The organism is Bacillus sp. JZ34 (genome assembly GCF_053903205.1).
The window spans coordinates 183,240-202,857 of record NZ_CP096403.1 but is presented as its reverse complement, the minus strand read 5'-3'; the positions used below and the strand labels follow the sequence as shown (position 1 = coordinate 202,857).

General features: G+C 43.3%; 17 protein-coding genes and 2 riboswitches. Of the genes, 8 read left to right on the top strand and 9 right to left on the bottom strand.

Features of this window, described 5'->3' with window-relative positions; all coding sequences use genetic code 11:
• Window positions 1–2: 2 nt before the first annotated feature.
• From M1D90_RS00950 to M1D90_RS00935, 4 genes are read right to left on the bottom strand one after another with little or no spacing between them, the layout of a single operon-like run.
• Window positions 3–1,238, bottom strand: a complete 1,236-nt coding sequence (locus M1D90_RS00950) for an MFS transporter (RefSeq protein WP_025810566.1) — start codon at window positions 1,236–1,238, stop codon at window positions 3–5.
• 34 nt (window positions 1,239–1,272) lie between these two features.
• Window positions 1,273–2,121: a carbohydrate ABC transporter permease gene (locus M1D90_RS00945; RefSeq protein WP_025810565.1), complete on the bottom strand. Its 849-nt coding sequence runs from the start codon at window positions 2,119–2,121 to the stop codon at window positions 1,273–1,275.
• Entirely contained in the window at window positions 2,118–3,056 is a 939-nt protein-coding gene (locus tag M1D90_RS00940; RefSeq protein WP_456283076.1) for a carbohydrate ABC transporter permease, read from the bottom strand. Before M1D90_RS00940 ends, M1D90_RS00945 begins: the two co-directional genes overlap by 4 nt.
• Window positions 3,057–3,067: 11 nt before the next feature.
• Window positions 3,068–4,366, bottom strand: coding sequence for an ABC transporter substrate-binding protein (locus M1D90_RS00935; RefSeq protein ID WP_145625387.1), 1,299 nt, complete (start codon window positions 4,364–4,366; stop codon window positions 3,068–3,070).
• Window positions 4,367–4,599: 233 nt separating this feature from the next.
• On the opposite strand from M1D90_RS00935, the gene M1D90_RS00930 reads away from it, so the two are divergent.
• Window positions 4,600–5,574: a LacI family DNA-binding transcriptional regulator gene (locus tag M1D90_RS00930; RefSeq protein ID WP_020453480.1), complete on the top strand. Its 975-nt coding sequence runs from the start codon at window positions 4,600–4,602 to the stop codon at window positions 5,572–5,574.
• A 196-nt stretch (window positions 5,575–5,770) separates the two neighbouring features.
• Window positions 5,771–6,301, top strand: coding sequence for a chorismate--pyruvate lyase family protein (locus M1D90_RS00925; RefSeq protein ID WP_145625389.1), 531 nt, complete (start codon window positions 5,771–5,773; stop codon window positions 6,299–6,301).
• Between the two features lie 98 nt (window positions 6,302–6,399).
• Here the strand turns inward: M1D90_RS00925 and M1D90_RS00920 are convergent, their stop codons facing one another.
• On the bottom strand, window positions 6,400–7,083 hold the full coding sequence (locus M1D90_RS00920; protein WP_145625390.1) for a DUF3298 and DUF4163 domain-containing protein: 684 nt from the start codon (window positions 7,081–7,083) through the stop codon (window positions 6,400–6,402).
• Between the two features lie 318 nt (window positions 7,084–7,401).
• Window positions 7,402–7,511, top strand: a riboswitch (SAM riboswitch).
• A 73-nt stretch (window positions 7,512–7,584) separates the two neighbouring features.
• Here M1D90_RS00920 and M1D90_RS00915 point away from each other — a divergent pair.
• The 4 genes from M1D90_RS00915 (at window position 7,585) to galE (ending at window position 13,119) form a co-directional block, all read left to right on the top strand.
• Window positions 7,585–8,715, top strand: coding sequence for a 5-methyltetrahydropteroyltriglutamate--homocysteine S-methyltransferase (locus M1D90_RS00915; RefSeq protein ID WP_023856917.1), 1,131 nt, complete (start codon window positions 7,585–7,587; stop codon window positions 8,713–8,715).
• A 139-nt stretch (window positions 8,716–8,854) separates the two neighbouring features.
• On the top strand, window positions 8,855–11,095 hold the full coding sequence (locus M1D90_RS00910; RefSeq protein WP_145625392.1) for a glycosyltransferase family 39 protein: 2,241 nt from the start codon (window positions 8,855–8,857) through the stop codon (window positions 11,093–11,095).
• Window positions 11,095–12,093, top strand: coding sequence for a glycosyltransferase family 2 protein (locus tag M1D90_RS00905; RefSeq protein WP_145625394.1), 999 nt, complete (start codon window positions 11,095–11,097; stop codon window positions 12,091–12,093). Before M1D90_RS00910 ends, M1D90_RS00905 begins: the two co-directional genes overlap by 1 nt.
• A 30-nt stretch (window positions 12,094–12,123) precedes the next feature.
• Window positions 12,124–13,119, top strand: a complete 996-nt coding sequence (gene galE / locus M1D90_RS00900) for a UDP-glucose 4-epimerase GalE (protein WP_145625395.1) — start codon at window positions 12,124–12,126, stop codon at window positions 13,117–13,119.
• A gap of 448 nt (window positions 13,120–13,567) precedes the next feature.
• Here galE and M1D90_RS00895 read toward each other — a convergent pair whose 3' ends face one another.
• The 4 genes from M1D90_RS00895 to M1D90_RS00880 are packed head-to-tail and all read right to left on the bottom strand — an operon-like array spanning window position 13,568 to window position 17,086.
• On the bottom strand, window positions 13,568–14,692 hold the full coding sequence (locus M1D90_RS00895; protein WP_020453488.1) for a hypothetical protein: 1,125 nt from the start codon (window positions 14,690–14,692) through the stop codon (window positions 13,568–13,570).
• A 10-nt stretch (window positions 14,693–14,702) separates the two neighbouring features.
• Window positions 14,703–16,130: an alpha/beta fold hydrolase gene (locus M1D90_RS00890; RefSeq protein WP_035338033.1), complete on the bottom strand. Its 1,428-nt coding sequence runs from the start codon at window positions 16,128–16,130 to the stop codon at window positions 14,703–14,705.
• Between the two features lie 18 nt (window positions 16,131–16,148).
• Window positions 16,149–16,787, bottom strand: a complete 639-nt coding sequence (locus M1D90_RS00885) for a hypothetical protein (protein ID WP_020453490.1) — start codon at window positions 16,785–16,787, stop codon at window positions 16,149–16,151.
• A gap of 2 nt (window positions 16,788–16,789) precedes the next feature.
• Window positions 16,790–17,086 (bottom strand): DUF4176 domain-containing protein, encoded by a 297-nt coding sequence (locus tag M1D90_RS00880; protein ID WP_020453491.1) that lies wholly within the window; start codon window positions 17,084–17,086, stop codon window positions 16,790–16,792.
• A 528-nt stretch (window positions 17,087–17,614) separates the two neighbouring features.
• Window positions 17,615–17,716, top strand: a riboswitch (purine riboswitch).
• A gap of 134 nt (window positions 17,717–17,850) precedes the next feature.
• Between M1D90_RS00880 and M1D90_RS00875 the strand changes: the two genes are divergently transcribed.
• Window positions 17,851–19,044: a nucleoside transporter C-terminal domain-containing protein gene (locus M1D90_RS00875; protein WP_020453492.1), complete on the top strand. Its 1,194-nt coding sequence runs from the start codon at window positions 17,851–17,853 to the stop codon at window positions 19,042–19,044.
• A gap of 176 nt (window positions 19,045–19,220) precedes the next feature.
• Entirely contained in the window at window positions 19,221–19,595 is a 375-nt protein-coding gene (locus M1D90_RS00870) for a hypothetical protein (protein WP_020453493.1), read from the top strand.
• The last annotated feature ends 23 nt before the right edge of the window (window positions 19,596–19,618 follow it).

The window sequence follows — 19,618 nt, the reverse complement described above, 5'->3', positions numbered from 1 at the left end:
TTCTATATATGCTTTCTTTGTAGACTTTGAGCAAATTCAACGTCTTTCTTTGAGTCTAGCAAGGTAAAAATCGAAATAATGGTGAAACAAAGGACCATTGCTCCCATGATGAGATAAGTTTGGCGAAATCCGATGCTGTCGTATAAGCCTCCCGCAAGCGGCGAAAAAATCGACGTGCCTACCTGGGATGCGAATTGAAAGCCGACAAGATAAAGTACGGATGAAAGACGATTATCAAAATTAGTCGCCAAATATTTAAACACCGCAATCAGCATAATCGGCAATTCTACAGCATGAATGAGTTTCATCGATGAAATTCCGACCGGTCCGCTGACAAGTCCGGAGCCGATAATGCGGAAAGCCATTAACAGCCCCGCTAAAATCAAACTTTTTTTAGGACCAAGCTTATTGACGATGAAAGGCGCAAGAAACATCATGCCCGCTTCAATGAATACTTGGAATGAGTTAAGGTATCCAAATATTTGGTTCCCCAGAGCCGGAGTCGGAAATAAGGAAGCGTAGTAAAGCGGGAACTGCTGGTCATAGACGCCGTATACGCAAGTTACGCCGATCACGTACAACATCAAAAACCAGAAATCTTTTAAGAGAAAAAGCCCTCCCACGTCTTTTAATCCGACCGAGTCTGCCCTTTCCTTTTCATCATCTGTCATCTCAATTTTTACGGAAACAATAATGGCTACCAATATGACTGCTGAAACGGAAGCAACCCAGAAGTTGATATTCGGGTCGATATTGAACAGCTGACCTGCAAAAAATGTCGCCGCAGCCCAGCCGAGGGATCCCCACATCCTTGTTCTTCCATATTCAAAGTGATATTTGCGGCTGACCTTTTCAATAAAGGTTTCAATCGCGCCGATTCCGGCGAGAAAAGCAGTTCCCAAATAAATTCCGCCGACGATAGCCCCGAGAAAGACATTGTATTGCAAAAGCGGTCCGTAGACGAAAATATAAAAGGGACCCGTAAATACGAGAAGCAAGCTGATCATAAATAATATGTTTTTCTTCAGACCGAGCTTATCAGAGATAAAACCGTACAAAGGCTGCATGCACAAAGTAAAGATAGCGTTTACAGAAAAGATAATGCCTGTCGCGGACCCGTTCAAATTGATTTCTTGCCCTAACCAAATCGCAAATAAAGAATAGCTGGAAGACCAAGTAAAAAAGAAAAAGAAAAAATAAGCGCTTAGTTTCCAATACAGACTGTTTGAGCTTTTCATTTTCATTTGCTCCTTTAACCCGATTTGGATACATCTATTTGATGCCTGTCCCTGAACCGCCGAGGCCATCTAAAATGTAGCGTTGGGCTACAATGTAGATCAGAATCAGCGGAATCGTGGAAATCGTCAGGACTGCCATTACCTGGTTCGTATAAACCGGCTCGGTGCTGTTGATGGCTGTAATCGCCACCTGGATCGGAAATTTCGACTTATCCGTCAAAACCATCAGCGGCCAAATATAGTCATTCCAGCTGCCGATAAAAGCCAATGTCCCCACAGTAGCAACAGCCGGTTTCGACATCGGCAGCATCACCCGCCAGAAAATCTGCCATGTATTGGCTCCGTCCAGCTTGGCCGACTCAATCATCTCCCCCGGGATCGCCATGAAAAAGTTTCGGAACAAATAAATATTGAAAGCCCCGGCAAGCGCCGGCAAAATCACGGCAAGGCGCGTATCAACAAGTCCGAGCTTATGAACAATTGTAAACTGCGAGATTAAAATCGTTTCCATCGGCACGATTAAAAGCGCCAGCAATATGGTAAACAGCACTTTTTTACCTGTGAATTGCAGCTTGGCGAATGCGAAGCCCGCCATTCCGTTGATAATGACCGCTCCCACCGCCACACACAAACCGTAAAACAGACTGTTACCGATATACATTAGTAAATCAAACCGTGACAGCACCTCCCTGTAGGATTGAAACCATTCCGACGGATGAAAAGACGGGAGAAACGCTTGAATGCTGCTGATATTGTTGTAAATATCGGCTTCCGGTTTCATCGATGAAGCAACCATCCAAATCAGCGGAAATATAAACAGAACCGCCAGCAAAACAAGGCATATATATTCCAGAATCGTCAAAGGCCCGAATTTCCTTCTCATCCGCCTTCATCCTCCTTCACCAGCTTGCGCTGCGCAAGCGTCACCAATCCAATTATCGTGCCAAACAAGAGCGCAATTGAACTTGCATAGCCGACCATCCGATCGGTAAATCCCGTTTGATAAATATAATAGACAACTGTCATCGTTGAATTGACCGGTCCCCCCTGGGTCATGACCATTGGCTGCACGAGGAGCTTAAACGCACTGATCAGCGTTGTAATAAAGATAAAAATCGACGTCGGTTTCAACAAAGGCAATGTAATATAAATAAACCGCTGCCATTTATTCATACCATCCAATTGCGCCGCCTCGTAGACATCTCCGGGAATGTTTTGCAGGCCCGCTAAAAAAATCAGCATCTGAAATCCCGCTCCCTGCCAGACTGAAACGAAAACAATTGTAAAGATCGCCTGTTCAGGACTTGTCAAAAACGGCTGTGGCGGTAAACCGACATGCGTCAGTACGTTATTGATCATTCCTTCATTCGGATTCAGCAAGTACAGCCACAAAACGGAGATGACAACAAGCGACATGACGACGGGGCTAAAGTATGCGACTTTGAAAAACGTATTGGCCTTGCGCTTTTTATTCAACAGAAGGGCCAACCCGAGAGCGGCCCCGATCTGCAACGGAATCACAAGGACAACAAATTTCAATGTGTTGCTCAAACTTTTCAAGAAAATAGGGTCTTTGAACAATTTGATAAAGTTGTCAAAACCGACAAACTTGCGCATGTCAGGTGTTAACAAATAATAATCTGTAAATGCGTAGTAAACCGCCATAATCGAAGGAATCACGAGAAACACTGACAAAATCAGCAAGGACGGACCTAAAAATGTATAGGCCAGCACATTGTCCCGCCACCCTATTTTATTGGCCGGGATTTTTTTCAGCGGAAAGGCCGTCCCTGCTTCTTTCAACGGAATTTTATTCATGGTTCCACCTTCTAGTTAGCCTTATCGATGGCTGATTGCATTTCTTTTGCACGCGTATCCAGCACCGATTGAATATCCTGATGCTGATCAAAGAAGCTGATGTCATCGATCGCTTGCTGAAATGCGCGTGTCACCTGCGGATATGCCGGTGTCACCGGTCGGGCGTGCCCCGTTTCTTTCAGCTGCTGCAAGAAGACATTCATTTCATCTGAGAATTCTTTTGCCAGCACTTTCTCTGATGAATAGCGCACAGGCAGCGCGGCGATCGAACGGCTCAATTCCAGGTTGGATTCCTTGTTTGTCATCCAATCGACCAATTTTGCCGACCATTCCTTGTTTTCAGACGTCTGTGTCATGGCATACTGCCAGCTTCCTGAAGGGGACACAAGCTTTTTTGTTTTTGGCGAAACAGGATACGGCATCACCCCATAATCGACATTAGGGAAATTTGTTTCCATGTCGGTTACCGTCCAGACACCGCTCATTTTCATCGGATATTTTTCCGTTTCAAACGCATGCTTAACCGGAGTCCGGGTCGTGTAACCCTCCTTCAGCATTGTTTGAATAAATGTCATCGCTGCAGCGGTCGGTTTGTCGTTAAAAACACCCTCCGACTTCTTGCCGTCTTTTGAAAGGACATCACCGCCAGCCGACCAAACAAATGGCAATAGCGCATAGGTCAGCATTTCGTCTTTTGACTGCAACTGCATATCGATGGCCGGTTTGTCATATTTATTTTTCAGCTTTTTGCAAAGCTCAAGGAATTCGTCCCACGTCCATGGATTCTCAACCGTTGGCAGCGTTTTCAAATCAACGCCGGCGTCCTTCAGCATTTTTTTGTTATAGTAAATACCGACCGACGATTCGCTGACGCCGATCGCATACAGTTTCCCTTGGTAGGTTCCCTGTTGCTTAATGCTCGGCAATAAATCGTCCTGGTCTTTGATATACTCATCCAATGGCGCAATTACGCCTGATTTCGCATAAGCCGCCGTATTCGGTCCGTCCAAAGTGATCACATCCGGCAGGGTGTTCGTTGTCAGCGCCGCGTTCACTTTGTCTTCATATCCGCCACCGTTTCCGCTTCTGGGAATGAAATCAACTTTGGCCTTGACATTTTCAGAGGCATACTTTTTATTAAAAGCGTCCACCCGCTTTTGATAGACCTTTCCTTCTTCACTATCATCAGATACGTGCACCCACATCGTAAGCGTTTTCCCATCTTGGCTATTTGCACTTTTGCTATTGCTGCAGCCCCACATCGCAAACATCAGTAACAATGAAAAAATTCCGAAGAGCCACCTTTTCATCTTTGTCACTTCCCCCCATTTTTCATAAATCAACAGATAAAAGCGCTTTCAAGTGAATTGTATGTCAACCGGTTTTACATGTCAACCGGTTGACATATTTTTTCCCCAATTATTCATCCCGGTACATTTCTCAGAATCATGGCATTTTCTTGCACATATCAGTCCGATTCTCTAAAATAAGTGCGTGACGAGAATTGTAAGCCATTTCAGTAAACTAGCAGGGGGAAAAGGGAATGAAGCCTAGCATTCACGACGTTGCAAAAAAAGCGGGAGTTTCACCAACAACCGTATCACGGGTATTAAATAACCGCGGCTATATTAGTGAAAAAACAAAAGAAAAAGTCTATAAAGCGATGGAAGAAATCAATTACTTTCCAAACGATTTGGCCCGCTCTTTATTTCGTAAACGAACTCATTTAATAGGGCTCATCATCCCTAACTCCAGCAACCCGTTTTTCGGCGAACTGGCCTTTCATATTGAGAGCATCTGCGCTGCCATGGGCTACAAACTGCTGCTTTGCAACAGCTTGAACCGCAAAGACAAAGAAGAAAAATACTTGGAAATGCTGATGCGAAATCAAGTGGACGGCGTCATCGCCGTGACCTACAACAGGGGAATCTTAAACTATCATCGGCAAAACCTGCCGATTGTCGCCATCGATCATTACTTATCGGAAACGATTCCCGTCATCGGCTCCAATAACTATGACGGAGGAAGAAAAGCGACAGAACTGTTAATTGCAAAAGGCTGCCGGCACATCATCCATCTCAACGGACCAATTGAGCTGAAAACACCGGCAAATCTTAGACGAAAAGCATATGAAGATGTGATGCGACAACACGGAAGGCAGCCGATTACATATGAGGTTCCCTTTCATCAAAATTACCGGGAAATCATCTCAAAACTGTTTGATGAACAGCCTGCGGCTGACGGCATTTTTGCCAGCGATGACCTCATGGCCGCTACAGTCATCACCGAAGCAAAAAAACGCGGAAAAGACATTCCCGGGCAATTAAAGGTGATCGGCTACGACGGAACGGAAGCCGTTCAGTCCATCCTCCCGGAATTGACAACCATCCAGCAGCCGATTGAACTCATTTCCAAGACGGCCATCGAGATTTTGTCCAAAGCCATCGAAGGCGAATTCGATGATTTACCGCTGGAAACCTATTTGCCCGTACAGCTTTTAGAAGGAGAGACGACTTAAATGAATCGCACAAAAAAAGGAGACATTGACGTCTCCTTTTTCCATACATATCCTGATCTATCCAATTGTTAAAAATATAAAATTTACATTACTAACCTAAAATTTAACTTATTTTTCTAGACAAACGCATCTCCACATGATAAATTTAAAGACAAGTTTTCAAAAAATTCTAATTTTGGTACGGGGGTGCCTTTCATTGAGCGTAAGCCACTTTTTTCCTGAAACTCTAGTTGCTATTGTAAAAGACATGTTAACCAAAACCGATGGTTCAACAACCAAAGCGATTGAAACGCTGATCGGTGGCAAAGCCGAAATCGAAGTTTTTCAGCAAAATAATATTGATTATGACAAGCTGTCACCTGAAGAAGCGAGGCTGTTTCAACGCGATGATGACATCTTGTTTAGAACTTCCTCTTTGAAAACAGGCGATGATTATTTATCTTATAATTATGTCTATGTTAAAACAAACTTACTGCCGCCCGCCATCAAACAAGATTTGCAGGCAGAAAGGCTTCCCATCGGGAAAATCATTGCAGAACTGGAGTCAAGGCGTGAAATTTTCAGTACGGGCGACTGCCTGGGAAAACATTTCACACAACATGTACCTGTTTCAGCAGACCGGACATATGCTTTTAAAAAATATCAGATTATCAGCGGCCGGCAGTGCATGTTCTATGTCTGCGAGCTATTCGATTTAGAAAAAATCTGCGAACGGACTGCGGGCTGAATCATGCCCGTCAGCTGCCACTTCATGAAAAGGCTTCCATAACCTCCCCATTCCTTCTTCCCTCAAAACAAAAACCCCTGCGAAACAGGGGCTGTTATTTATTGATACACCGTTTTCGGCACGGCAACGACCGGATTTCCGGCAGCATAAGGAGCGACATCGTATTGCTGGAAGACGATCGCAATGCCGTCTTTTGTGTAATAAAAAGCCGTGTTTTTACCAAGGACGATGTCTTTCTTCTTCACATCCGGGAAGAAAATGTCGCTGTGTTTTTGAATATAGTCGTAAATGTATGTTTTTGTCTTATCCATTTTCGATTTTGTATTTAAGATATCTGATAAATACACCCGCTTTTTAGAGGCAAGGTCATAGTTGAAAGAGCGGACTGCCGTATTTCCGTGCGCTCCGCCGGAGTAGACGTAATTACTTGTCAGAATGCTCAGCTTTTGGCCGGTCCAGTATTTCACTTCAAAGGACGTTTGATAATCTGTTTGGTATCCGTGCTGTTGGCCGTCTTTCTTGTTTTTTACATAATCTTTGTAGGACTGCTCAATATAACGTTTAAAATCTTTGTTGATCCTATTTTGGAGAGATTTGCTGCTTACATTTGCAACCTGCGGGTATTTCAAAGCCTTAATGTTTTTGTAAGTATGGCTCGTGACCGTCGGCTTTTTTTCATTTGCCGCGTGTGCAGAAGGAAGTGCGGCCGCACCGTACAGCGCAAAAAACAATACCCCTGTTATCAGCATACCTAACGCTTTAAACACTGTTTTTTTGTTCATAAGAACCCTCCTTAATCTGTCATTGTTTATCATACCCATTTTGAAATCAGGTACACATGATAGACCGGTAAACTCGCGAGAAAGTTTCTATTTTCGGAGATAAAAATTGAAAAATATTCTAATTCACCCTGTTCGTTCAGCACCTTGTTGACCATTTGAAAGACTGTCTTGACAAAAAATTCTTACGCTGATTCGATACGCCCTCCGGTTTAACCGCAGAAGAAGAAAATGAAAAACCAAATAGTTTTTTTAAACCCATTGACATTTTTATAAAAAGTATTAATATTAAAATTATTAAAAAATTGCATAAAAAGGTTTTCCTTATCAAGAGTGGTGGAGGGACTGGCCCTGTGAAACCCGGCAACCGCTGTCTATGACAGAATGGTGCTAAATCCTTAAGAGCATGTTCGTGCTCTTGAAGATAAGGAGGAGATTGAATATATCAAGCTCTTCCTTATCGGGAAGAGCTTTTTTATGTCTATAAAGAAAGAGGGATGAAGCATGACACAATCAACCGATGTACTGAAGCAAACGCCTGGGAAAAAAATCGGACCGTACAGAGCTGATCAGGTGGGGAGTCTTTTAAGGTCTGCGCCCGTAAAAAAAGCGCGTATTCAAAAAGCGAACGGTGAAATTAGCGCTGAACAACTGCGCGAAGTCGAAAACGAAGAGATCAAGCGCATTGTCGAAAAGCAAAAAGAAATTGGCCTTAAAGCCGTTACTGACGGGGAATTCCGCAGGTCATGGTGGCATTTCGATTTTCTTGAAGGGCTTGACGGCGTAGAAGGATATACAGCGGACAAGGGCATTCAATTTCATAATGTTGAAACGAAGCCGCGCGGAATCAAAGTAACAAGCAAAGTCGATTTTACAAACCATCCGATGCTGGAAGATTATAAATTTCTTCATGATATTGCGGGCACACATACGCCGAAAATGACGATTCCGAGCCCGAATATGCTGTTTTTCAGAGGAAAACTTGGAGAAAGCCCGTACGAGGATCTGGATGAGTTCCATCACGATGTCGCGCAGGCTTACAAAAAAGCGATCCGCGCATTTTACGATGCCGGCTGCCGCTATTTGCAACTGGATGACACGGCCTGGTCGGTATTTTTCTCAGACAAAGGACATGAGCAGATCAAAGCCTTCGGCCGCCAGCCTGATGAACTGCGCCAGTCCTTCGCCAACACGATTAATGAAGCAGTTGAAGGACGCCCGGACGATTTGACGGTCACCATGCACATCTGCCGCGGCAACTTCCAGTCAACATGGGTGGCGGAAGGCGGCTACGATGCGGCTGCAGAAACGATTTTCGACGGACTCAATTTAGACGGACTTTTCCTTGAATTTGATGACGAGCGCTCCGGCGGCTTCGAACCGCTTCGCTATGTCAAACGGAAAGACTTGCAGATCGTCCTCGGCCTGATCACATCAAAATTCGGAGAGCTTGAAAACCCGGATGATATTAAGCGGCGCATCGACGAAGCAGCTCGCTTCGTCGACCTGAACCAATTGTGCCTAAGCCCGCAGTGCGGCTTTGCCTCCACAGAAGAAGGCAATCTCCTGACAGAAGAGCAGCAATGGGAAAAACTGCGTCATGTCGTCGAGATCGCAGAAGACGTATGGAAATAACACCTCATATTTGAGACATGCCTCCTGACGGCATGTCTCTTTTTTTTGCCCCTCTATACAATTTAAAATTCCTTCTTGATTTGTTCATAGTTTGATCATATTTGGCTTCTATAATGCTCTTTAGTGAGGTGATCGAACAATGATTAAGAAAAGGAAAATCGATATATTCCTGGTCTTCATTCTTGTATTATCTGCAGCTTTAAACTTGTACGGCATCTGGAATAGTGACACAGACAACGCCTACTATACGGCGGCCGTTGAAAGTATGACCCAAAGTTTTCATAACTTTTTTTACGCATCATTTGATCCAGCAGGCTTTGTAACAGTTGATAAACCGCCGGTTGCACTCTGGATTCAGACACTTTTTGCACTTGTGTTCGGCGTGCACGGCTGGAGCGTCGTTCTTCCTGAAGCGATTGCCGAAGTGATTTCCGTAGCACTGTTGTACTTTATTGTAAAACCTACTTTTGGCAAAACGGCGGCCAGAATTTCAGCTCTTATTATGGCGTGTACGCCGATTGCCGTTGCGGTCAGCCATACAAACAACGTCGACAGCATTCTCACCCTTTGTTTGATGATTGCAACCTGGATGTTGTTTAAAGCAGTCCGGAAAGGAAAAATCGGCTGGCTGCTCGGCGCATTCTGTATGGTCGGCGTCGGCTTTAACGTCAAAATGCTGCAAGCATACATGGTATTACCGGCATTCCTGCTGTTTTACATGATTGCAGCAAAAACGACGATTCGCAAAAAAATTGTGTCTCTTATCACAGCCTTGATCGTTCTGGCAGGCGTTTCCGTTTCCTGGGCGGTAGTCGTCGATAGTCAGCCGGAGAGTTCGCGCCCTTATATTGGAAGCAGCCAGACCAACTCTGTCCTTGAGCTGGCGTTTGGCTACAACGGCATCCAGCGTCTCACAGGCCAAAACGGTGCTGGCGGGGGCGGAACCTCCTCATCTGATCAAAATCAAAAGAACCAGCAGCAGAAAATGCCGCAGCAGCAAAGCGGCGATACCGAAAACAACTCAGACTCGACAAATGGACAAATGGCTCCGCCGAGCGGGGGCGAGATGCCTTCAGGCGGACCGGACGGCCAGCAGGGTGATGTTCAAAGCGGCGGCGGAGGTCCCGGCGGCGGCACGAGCGGCATGTTTGGCACAGGAAACCCCGGCCCTCTCAGACTATTCCAATCCGAGCTTTCCGGACAGGCAAGCTGGCTCATCCCGTTTGTACTCTTCGGCATCATCGGTTTGCTGATCACGGGCCTTCGCGGTCAACCCAAATTCAATGAAATAACGACTGAAACGATTTTCTGGATGATGTGGCTTCTGCCAGTCGCTGCATTCTTCAGCGTCGCAGGATTCTTCCACCATTACTATCTGATCATGCTGGCAGCACCGATTGCCGCTTTATCAGGTGCAGGCTGGATAGCGCTCGTTCGCCTCTATCAGGAGGAAAGCGGCTGGAAAAAACAGCTTCTGCCGATCGGAATTTTGCTGACAACCGCATTTGAATTGTATATTTTGAGTCCTTATCTCAGCGAAATCGGCATCGTCTGGAGCATATTGATCGGCGCTTTTGGCATTGTCACAAGCTGCCTTCTCATCTTTTTCAAAAAAGGAAAGTCATTCAGCTACTATGTATCACTTGCAGCGCTGCTCGGCATGCTGATCGGACCTTTCTATTGGACAACAGCAACGCTCGCTGACGGTGTAAACGGCATGATTCCGCAGGCCGGACCTAAATCCGCACAATCATTTGGCGGCGGTGGCGGAGGGAAGATGCAGAATAACAACGGCAGCGGACCTCCCAGATTCGGCAGCCAAGACGGTCAAACAGACAGTGATCAAAACAACAATAACGGACCTGGCTTCGGTCCTGGTTCAAACAGCAATGATTCTTCAACTGATACCGGTTCCGGCCAAAACAGCCAAAATCAGAACGGCGAAGGCGCAAGCGGCCGTCAACAAGGCGGACCAAGCGGCGGCAGCCCTGGAAGCGGCGAATCAGTCGATGAAGAACTGTTGAGCTACCTTGAAAAGAACAACACGGGTGAAAAATATTTATTTGCGGTCTCCAGCGCAACGTCTGCTCAATCTTACATCATCAAAACAGGTAAAGCTGTCATGGCGATGGGCGGATTCTCTGGAAGCGACCCGATTTTGACGGTTGAAAAACTTGAGAAGCTCGTCAAAAACGGCGAAGTCAAGTACTTCATGATCGGCGACGGTCGAGGCCAAGACAACTCAGAAATCACTAACTGGATTAAAGAAAACGGAAAAGAAATTTCAAAAAACGAATACAGCAGCTCTTCTTCAGATAACGATTCCCAGTCAGGCGGACCTGGCGGAAATCAGACGCTTTATAAAGTGGAGCTTGATTGATGAAAGGAAAGGTGATGAATATGCAGAGACAAGTCACATTTTCAATCGTAGTCCCTGTCTACAACGAAGCGGAAGTGCTTCAAAGCACCTATGACCGATTAAAAACCGTCATGGACTCGACAGGCGACCCTTATGAACTGATTTTTGTAAACGACGGTTCAAGCGATGACAGCATTCACATGCTGAAGTCGCTTGCTCAGTCAGACCCGGCAGTAAAATGCATCAATTTCTCAAGAAATTTCGGTCATCAGATCGCCATTACGGCCGGTACCGACTATGCTGCCGGCGAAGCGATCGTGGTGATCGATGCCGATTTGCAGGATCCTCCCGAATTGATTTTGGAAATGGCGGAAAAGTGGCGCCAAGGCTTTGACGTTGTATACGCCGTCCGCACAAAGCGGGAAGGAGAAACATTTTTCAAAAAGCAAACGGCCGCCATGTTCTACCGTATTTTAAGAAAACTCACAGACGTTGATATCCCGGTGGATACGGGAGACTTCCGGCTCATGGACCGGAAGGTGGTCAATGAAATGAACAAGCTGAAAGAAAAAAATCCGTTCGTCCGCGGCCTTGTCAGCTGGCTCGGGTTCAAGCAGACCGCCGTCTATTACGAGCGCCACGAACGGCTTGCAGGGGAAACAAAGTACCCTCTCAAAAAAATGCTGAAGCTCTCGCTCGACGGCATCACTTCATTTTCCTTTCAGCCGCTGAAACTGGCAAGCTACTCAGGAATCGCGCTGTCAGCGGTCGGTTTTATATATGCCTTCATCGTCATCTGCATGAAGCTGTTTACGACAAGCACCATTACCGGGTGGTCTTCGATGATCATTCTGCAATGCTTGTTCAGCGGCTTTATCCTGATCATCCTCGGAGCGATCGGCGAATACATCGGCCGCATTTATGACGAAGTGAAAGACAGGCCGCTATATATCATTGACGGCAAATACGGATTTGAAGAACAGCGGCGGGCGGCAGCTCCGCAGCGCCATATCATGTAGAAGATAAGAGATCCAAAAGGAGGGATTCCGATGAGCATACTAGTTGTCGGGGGAGCCGGTTATATCGGTTCCCACGCCGTTTACACGTTAATTGAGAAAAAAGAAAAAGTCGTCGTTGTGGATTCCCTGGCAACGGGACACGCAGAAGCCGTTCACCCCGAAGCTGCGTTTTATGAAGGGAATATTCGCGACCGGCATTTTCTCAAGCAAGTATTTGAAAATGAGGACATTGAAGCCGTCATGCATTTCGCAGCATCACCTATTCCATTACAGTCGAATCGCGTTTTTTCTTCTTTCAACGAAAACATGACAGGCATGGAAACACTGCTTGACGTGATGAAAGAATACGATGTCGGCCGGATCGTTTTTGCATCAAGCACTGCGGTCTACGGCTGTCCGCAGAACCTCCCTGTCACAGAAAAAACCGAACCAGAACCCGTTCACCCGCACGGGAAGGTCAAATGGATGATGGAGAAAATGCTGATGGAAGCGGAAAAAGCGTACGGCCTGAAATATGTGATCCTCCGCTCCTTCAATGCGTGCGGCGCCCACCCATCCGCCATCATCGGCGAAGACCGGGGGAGCGAAACACATCTCATTTCAAATGTTCTGCGAACCGCTCTCGGACACCTTCCTTTTGTTCACATAGATCACCCTGAAAACGGAACAGGCTTCCGCGATTATGTTCACGTTCAGGATTTGGCAGAAGCACACGTGCTCGCCATCAGCCACTTGCGGAAAGGCAAGGATAGCCGAATCTACAATCTCAGCTATGGCGAAAGCTACTCCGCTGAACAAATCATTCTTGCCGCCCAATATGTCACAGGCATTCCTCTCATCACCGCAAAGCTGACAGAAACGGGCATCGATTCACAAGCAACATTTGCCGCTTCTTCTTCCAAGGCCAGAAAAGAACTAGGCTGGACCCCGAAGCACAACAGCCTGATCGCAATCATCCGCGACGCCTGGAACTGGCACTCTGCGAATCCGAATGGATATGCGGCGGAGAAGGTGAAGCAAGGGTGAAAAATGAACTGCACCTCCTATCGTTAGATAGTGTCTAACTATGGAGGTGCGGTTTTTTCTAATGATAAATGGATACTGTAAATCTAATCGACTACCCAATCATCCTAATAATCTATCAAGTAAGCAGTCGGGTGTTTTTTGTCCTGCAGATCAATCAGCATATCAATATATCCCGAGCCATACCAGATGAAATCATATGAAAATTGGATGGCCACATAATTTTTATTAAAAAATTGTGAATGCGTCATCGTCTTTTTCGCAGTGGGTGATCACCAGCAAGCATATTATGAAAATGCCTAAGTATATAAACCATCTTTTTTTCATTGAGTGTTTCTATCGTTTATGTTCCTTTTTATTTGAGTTCCAAAAAAGACAGAAGGCTTATCCCACTTTTGTGGCCTACCTTTGTCAAATAAGAAAAGGACTGAATAAAAACTCTTCAGTCCCTCTATGATTCGATTCCTAAATCAACTAAATAAGCCGTTGGCTGTTGTTTGTTTTTTTGTAAATCAATTAGTACATTAACAGAACCTGCTGTCCCAATTGGCTTCCCATGATAGGAAATATACAAAACTACATAATCTTTATTAAAATAATGAATATTAGCTATCCTTGCATCGCCCGCGTTAAAATCCATCTCTTTCGCAATTTGTTTGAAGTCAATCTTAAACTGAGCTTCATATTTTTCATTTCCTTTTAGATAATTATCCACTGTTTGTATCTGTTGAATACCATCAGCCATTACATTTGTTTCTTTTTCTTTTGCTCCGTTAATATAAACATATTTACCGTCTTTGCTTAGAATATCAGTGTCTTTGATTTTCCTAACTTTGTTCGTCTTTTTTTCGAATATATATTTGTCGAATAACTTAAGATATGATCCATCTTCTGTAACTTTTGGAAATACTGATAGATAATTATTTAACTTTCCAGACTCAAGTGTTGCATGTAATTTATCTTCTTTCACAATCAGATGTTGCGAAAGATCTTGTTTTAAAAATAAGTAATATGTTCTTGGAGTCTCTTCACCTGTATGATCGGATACTCCTATAAGCATATTTTCTTTATCAACCGCGTAAAGGCTGAGATAAACTTCTTTAGCACTTGATGGTATCGGTAATTTTATTTTCTTCTCACCAAATGTTGTTTTTACTTTTATAACATTTTTATTGACTATCTTCATCTCAGGAAGACCTTGCCCTATTTTATCATGGACTGTTTCTCCCTCATCTATTAATGAATCTTTCTGCTTTAAGTCAGACAACTTGGCTGAGACATTTTCTTTGGTAGAAAAAATAGGTTTATAACTATTCTTAAGCTGTTTATCCGTATATGTATAATAACGAATTCCATTTTTTTGACTACTCATCATAGTATAAATTGAATCTTGAACTCTCAAAGTAATATCATCAGGAAATCCAAATTCATTTCTCATAAATTCTTTAAATGCCGGGCTGTCTTCTTTCGGCAAGCCTTTTTCATAGTTGACTGCCTGAATATCATCTTTGCCGCAGCCGGTGATCATCAGCAAGAGTATTATTACGCTAAAGCTTATAAACCTTTTTTTTGTCATTGAACTGCTCCTATTCTGCTTCTTTTTTGTTAACTTCTCGAATCAAGTCAACAAATTCAGAGTCTTCAACTTCATAAATATGTCCAGGTTTGGTGACACCGGAACCTTTTACTTCAATTTCTGGTTTTTCATCAATGAGATCGCCTAATATGTCCCCATGTTGACTTTCAACTGAAACGATATCATCACTGTTTATTTTATGTTTTCCACTTGCAGTATAGTAAGGGGAAAAACTCACAGTATCCTCTGTTCTGTATCCCGCCGCAGCGGTAATGTCCATTTTTTGAAGCTTTTGATACACCTCAGGATTGGCAGATTTCAAATGATTAATGTCTTCAGTCATAGCTTCACTGTCCATATCAGTATAGGCATTACTGTAGTCTTTTCCATTATCATTGTTTTTGTTTTCTTTATTAAAATCTAAATAATCACTCGTATTCATAGTATCTCTTCCAGCAGCATTGTCTGCGAGCCAGCGTGCTCTATTAGCCCCGGTAGCTAAGAGATTTTTATCATATGGCGTTCCGATTGTTGTGATGCTTCGCACATGGTCAGGGTAATCCATCGCAAATTGCAGTGATCTTCTTCCACCATAGCTGTGGCCGAACATATCGATCTTTATCTCCTCATTCATCAACCCCATCTCATTTAACTTTTCTGCTAAATCGTCACTTGTTGCTTGCCGATGCTCATTTGGTTCATTTGTGTCATAAACAATATGGAGACGACCGTCTGTGTTGAATCCATCAATCCTAAACAACTTTTTATATTCATCTACTGTTTTTCTATTACCACGCTTGTCAATATAAGTATATTCATAATCATATTTATCACCCTTTTTTTTGATACGAACGATCACATCACCTTTCTGCGCTGCTTTTTCTACACTATTGTTAAATCCATTCCCACTATCCTCAATCCCATGCACATAAACCGAAACATTCTTATAATCCGAAAAATCGCCTTTCACATGGTTAACTGAATTATACAAGATTGAGATATCTGTCAAAGCTTCGCGCATTGGGGCGCGGTGGGTGCGGGCGACATTGCTGAAATCTTGTTCCACCTGATCAAGGCCATTTTTTAGATTCTCGTATTGGCTAATTAAAAGAACGACGTCACTCGTAATATTGTTGCGTTTCTGTATGTCTTCCGGTGAGGGGTCTTCCATAGACTCAAACTTGCGTCTGGCATTCTCCTGACAATCTTTTAAATCCTTTATCCAATCGTTGATTTCCGATTTGATATCCGCCACATTAAAATTCATGACGTTTTTTGATACAAAGTTCGGAAGTTCTTTATTTTCTATCGAAACCCATATTTTATTAAAAGCTTCAAGCAAACGGCTGGATTGAGCATGCTGCAGCATTCGATTTGCTCTTCTTTCATGGCTTTTGATCATGTTTGTGATTTCTGGCTCTCTATTATAATATGCCATAACTCTAGTTCCCTTCCATCATTTCACTCTTTGCAGTTGTTGTGAGATTACGTTATCGACGCGCTTTAATTCCTTAATGATGTTTTTGGCATTTGCTGAAAGTTCTTTGACTCTTTTTTTAAGCTCCGTCATGATCGATTTGATGTGCGACTTTGCATCAGACCAGACGTCATCGAATTTTTCCCACGGAAACTCTGTTTCATACATCATTTCTCTGAGCATTGTGTCAAAATGGTGCAAAACTTCGTCTAATGTAGATAGATTTGATTCAAACTTTCCGGTTGCCTGGTGTAACGATTCGCCGTTTACTTTTATTTCACTTTGGACTCTTTCAGCCGAAAATGTATGGTTTCTTTCCGATCTTGACTGCGGCTGAACATTGGCCGGTTTGTCGGATTCGTCCGTTAGTTCGACCGCTTTTGCAAAACACCGCACACTGTCTGCAAAATATAATAAACAGCTGCTCGCTTTACTGAAAAAGTTGATGTTGTCACTCATTTTTTTCTGCAGCGCTGCGGCGGCTTTTCCGCTGTGCCGGTCTAATTCTTCACGAAAAAACACCATGTTCTCAAATACATGGCTAAAGGCGTTTTCCAGCTGACTAATGGTCCCCGCTGCCTTATGTGAAAGTTCTTTGTTGAAGCGAAAATGTCCCATCGTCATTGCTCCTTATTTTCGTTTTTTCCTGCTTCAGCTTCTGTTAGCAACTCATCAAGCTGCAATTCTTTTTGATCTACATATCCGTAATGGTACACAACTTCTATATCTTGTTTATTAAATAAAACTAGCTGCTCTTTCGGATCGGTAAAACCGTTTGGATAGTCGACAGCTGCATAATCTCTGATGACATGGTTTGTCTCAGAAAACATTTGCCGCCCGATGATAAGCAGACGTCTTGAATCATTATGTAAGCCGACAACACTGCCGACAGGAAGATAGTTCTTTTTTAATAGCATAATTGATTATCCCTCTTTTTCTCTGAAATTGGACATATATACAAGTTGTAAAAACATAGGAAAATCATAGCAAAAAGGTATCATTTCATTCAACGAACTAAAGTACCGTGAAATTTTACCTATTCAAATCAAAGACTTTTGATTTAAGGTTCGCTCTTTATGTAAGGTTTGTCGGTGTCATTAGTATGTTACAGTGAGCACTTAGCACTGAAACGATTCATCATACTTACGGAACCTTTCAGATAAAGTTTCACAAAAAAACCGCCATAGTAGGCGGCGGCATCATGAAATATAAAGCGCAATCGCTTACGCTTCTCCTCTAATAAAAAGAATCTTATCACCTTCCATTTTTCGTCTGTTGTTCTGTGCATGGTGACTTCCCGCTTGAAAAGCCGGCTTTCTCTCAGATGATTTGCTGTGCATCTCTCAATATGCAACCTTCTTTAGACGTGACTTTATTTAAAAAATTATTGTGAAAATATATTTTTTAGCTTGAATTTTACACAATCTCGAGATAAAATACAGTCAAAATAATAGAAGCTCACTTCTTGTATATAATCAGTAATAGGGTCTGATTGTTTCTACCTGGCAACCGTAAATCGCCAGACTACAAGGAAGTTTGAATAGATTTGATCATGTAAAAAGTGTATTGCGCAAACAATATATCTATTTTTTATTTGCTCTTATTTTTCATGCTTTCTTTATCGGAACCCATGAAAAGTAAGAGCTTTTTTATTTTCAAAAAACATTCGGGAGTTGGCATCATGTATTTTCTCATTAACATTTTAGGCATTTTCATTGTCATGTCCGTGATTTATTTTTGTTCCCCGCGAAAGAAAAGCGTAAAATGGAGGCCGATTCTCTCCCTTTTCATCGTTGAGCTTTTGGTGACTTGGTTTATGCTTGGGACAAAAATCGGCGGATGGGCCATCAACCTGATCGCCTCTTTCTTTTCGTGGCTGATCGCTTGTGCAAGCGACGGTATTGCGTTTGCCTTTCCGTCAGTGATGGGCAATGAAACCGTTGACTTTTTCTTCAGCGCCTTGCTGCCGATTATCTTTGTGGTGACATTTTTTGATATACTGGCTTATTTCGGAATTTTAACATGGATGATTGATAAGATCGGCTGGGTGATTTCGAAAGTCTCGCGCCTTCCTAAATTAGAAAGTTTCTTTTCGATTCAAATGATGTTTCTGGGGAATACTGAAGCGCTCGCCGTGATTCGCGGGCAATTGGCCGTATTAAAGGACAACCGCCTGCTGACGTTCGGCATTATGAGCATGAGCAGTATCAGCGGATCGATTCTCGGTTCTTATTTAACGATGGTTCCTGCAACATACGTATTTACAGCGATTCCATTGAATTGCTTAAATGCGTTGATCTTGGCCAGCATTTTAAACCCGGTAGAAGTCACTAAGGATGAAGACATCATTTACGTACCGCCAAAAGAAGAGAAAAAGGACTTTTTCTCAACGATTTCAAACAGCATGATGGTCGGAATGAACATGGTCATCGTCATTCTCGCCATGGTCATCGGATATGTCGCTTTAACCTCATGTTTGAACGGAATGTTGGGGTTGATCATGGACGGTTTGACGATTCAAAAAATCTTTTCTTACATCTTCAGTCCGTTCGCATTCCTGCTTGGACTGGCGCCGGGTGACGCGATGTATGTCGCACAGCTGATGGGGATGAAACTCGCAACAAACGAATTCGTCGCGATGATGGATTTAAAAACGCAGCTAGATACGATTTCGCCCCATACAGCCGCCGTGGCCACAACATTTTTGACGTCGTTTGCCAACTTCAGTACGATCGGAATGATCTATGGAACATACAATTCCTTATTTAACGGAGAAAAATCAGCGATTATCGGAAGAAATGTGTGGAAGCTCCTTGTCAGTGGAATAGCGGTGTCGCTGTTGAGCGCGGGGATTGTCGGGCTGTTTGTTTGGTAACCTGATTATTAATCCATCATGTATTAGCTTGCCATTCACGTGGCAAGTTTTTTTGTTCTTTTTGTAAAGCTGACTTTACGTAAAGCTCACTTTACTATATAATTAGGTAAATGGTAAAATCACACACTGGTCATTTAAAAAGAAAGTTTCTAATACTTTAGTAAGGAGGAGATATCATGGCTTTGCGAAAAACCTATTACATCATTGGAGGATTGTTTGTCTTTATATTTCTTGCAAAACTGGCCTTCGGTATAGCTGCTGGTTCAATATCTTTAATCGAACTTTTAATGTTTGGCACATTAGCTTTTTTAAGTTTTGCCGGAGGATACCTTTATCCGCAATTCAAACAAAAGGATGAAAGATCTCAACACATCAGACAAAAAGGAATGCAGTTTTCCATGATCGCTTTATCTGTGTACCTTTTGGTGCTCATCATCGGAATGCAAATGGGCTTTATCACATTAGCGGGAATTGATGTGATTCGGATACTGGTTTCATTACAGATTATCACGGTATTTTCATCATGGATTATTTTATCCAGGAAGTTTTAAACTGTTTTTATTCATTATTTGAA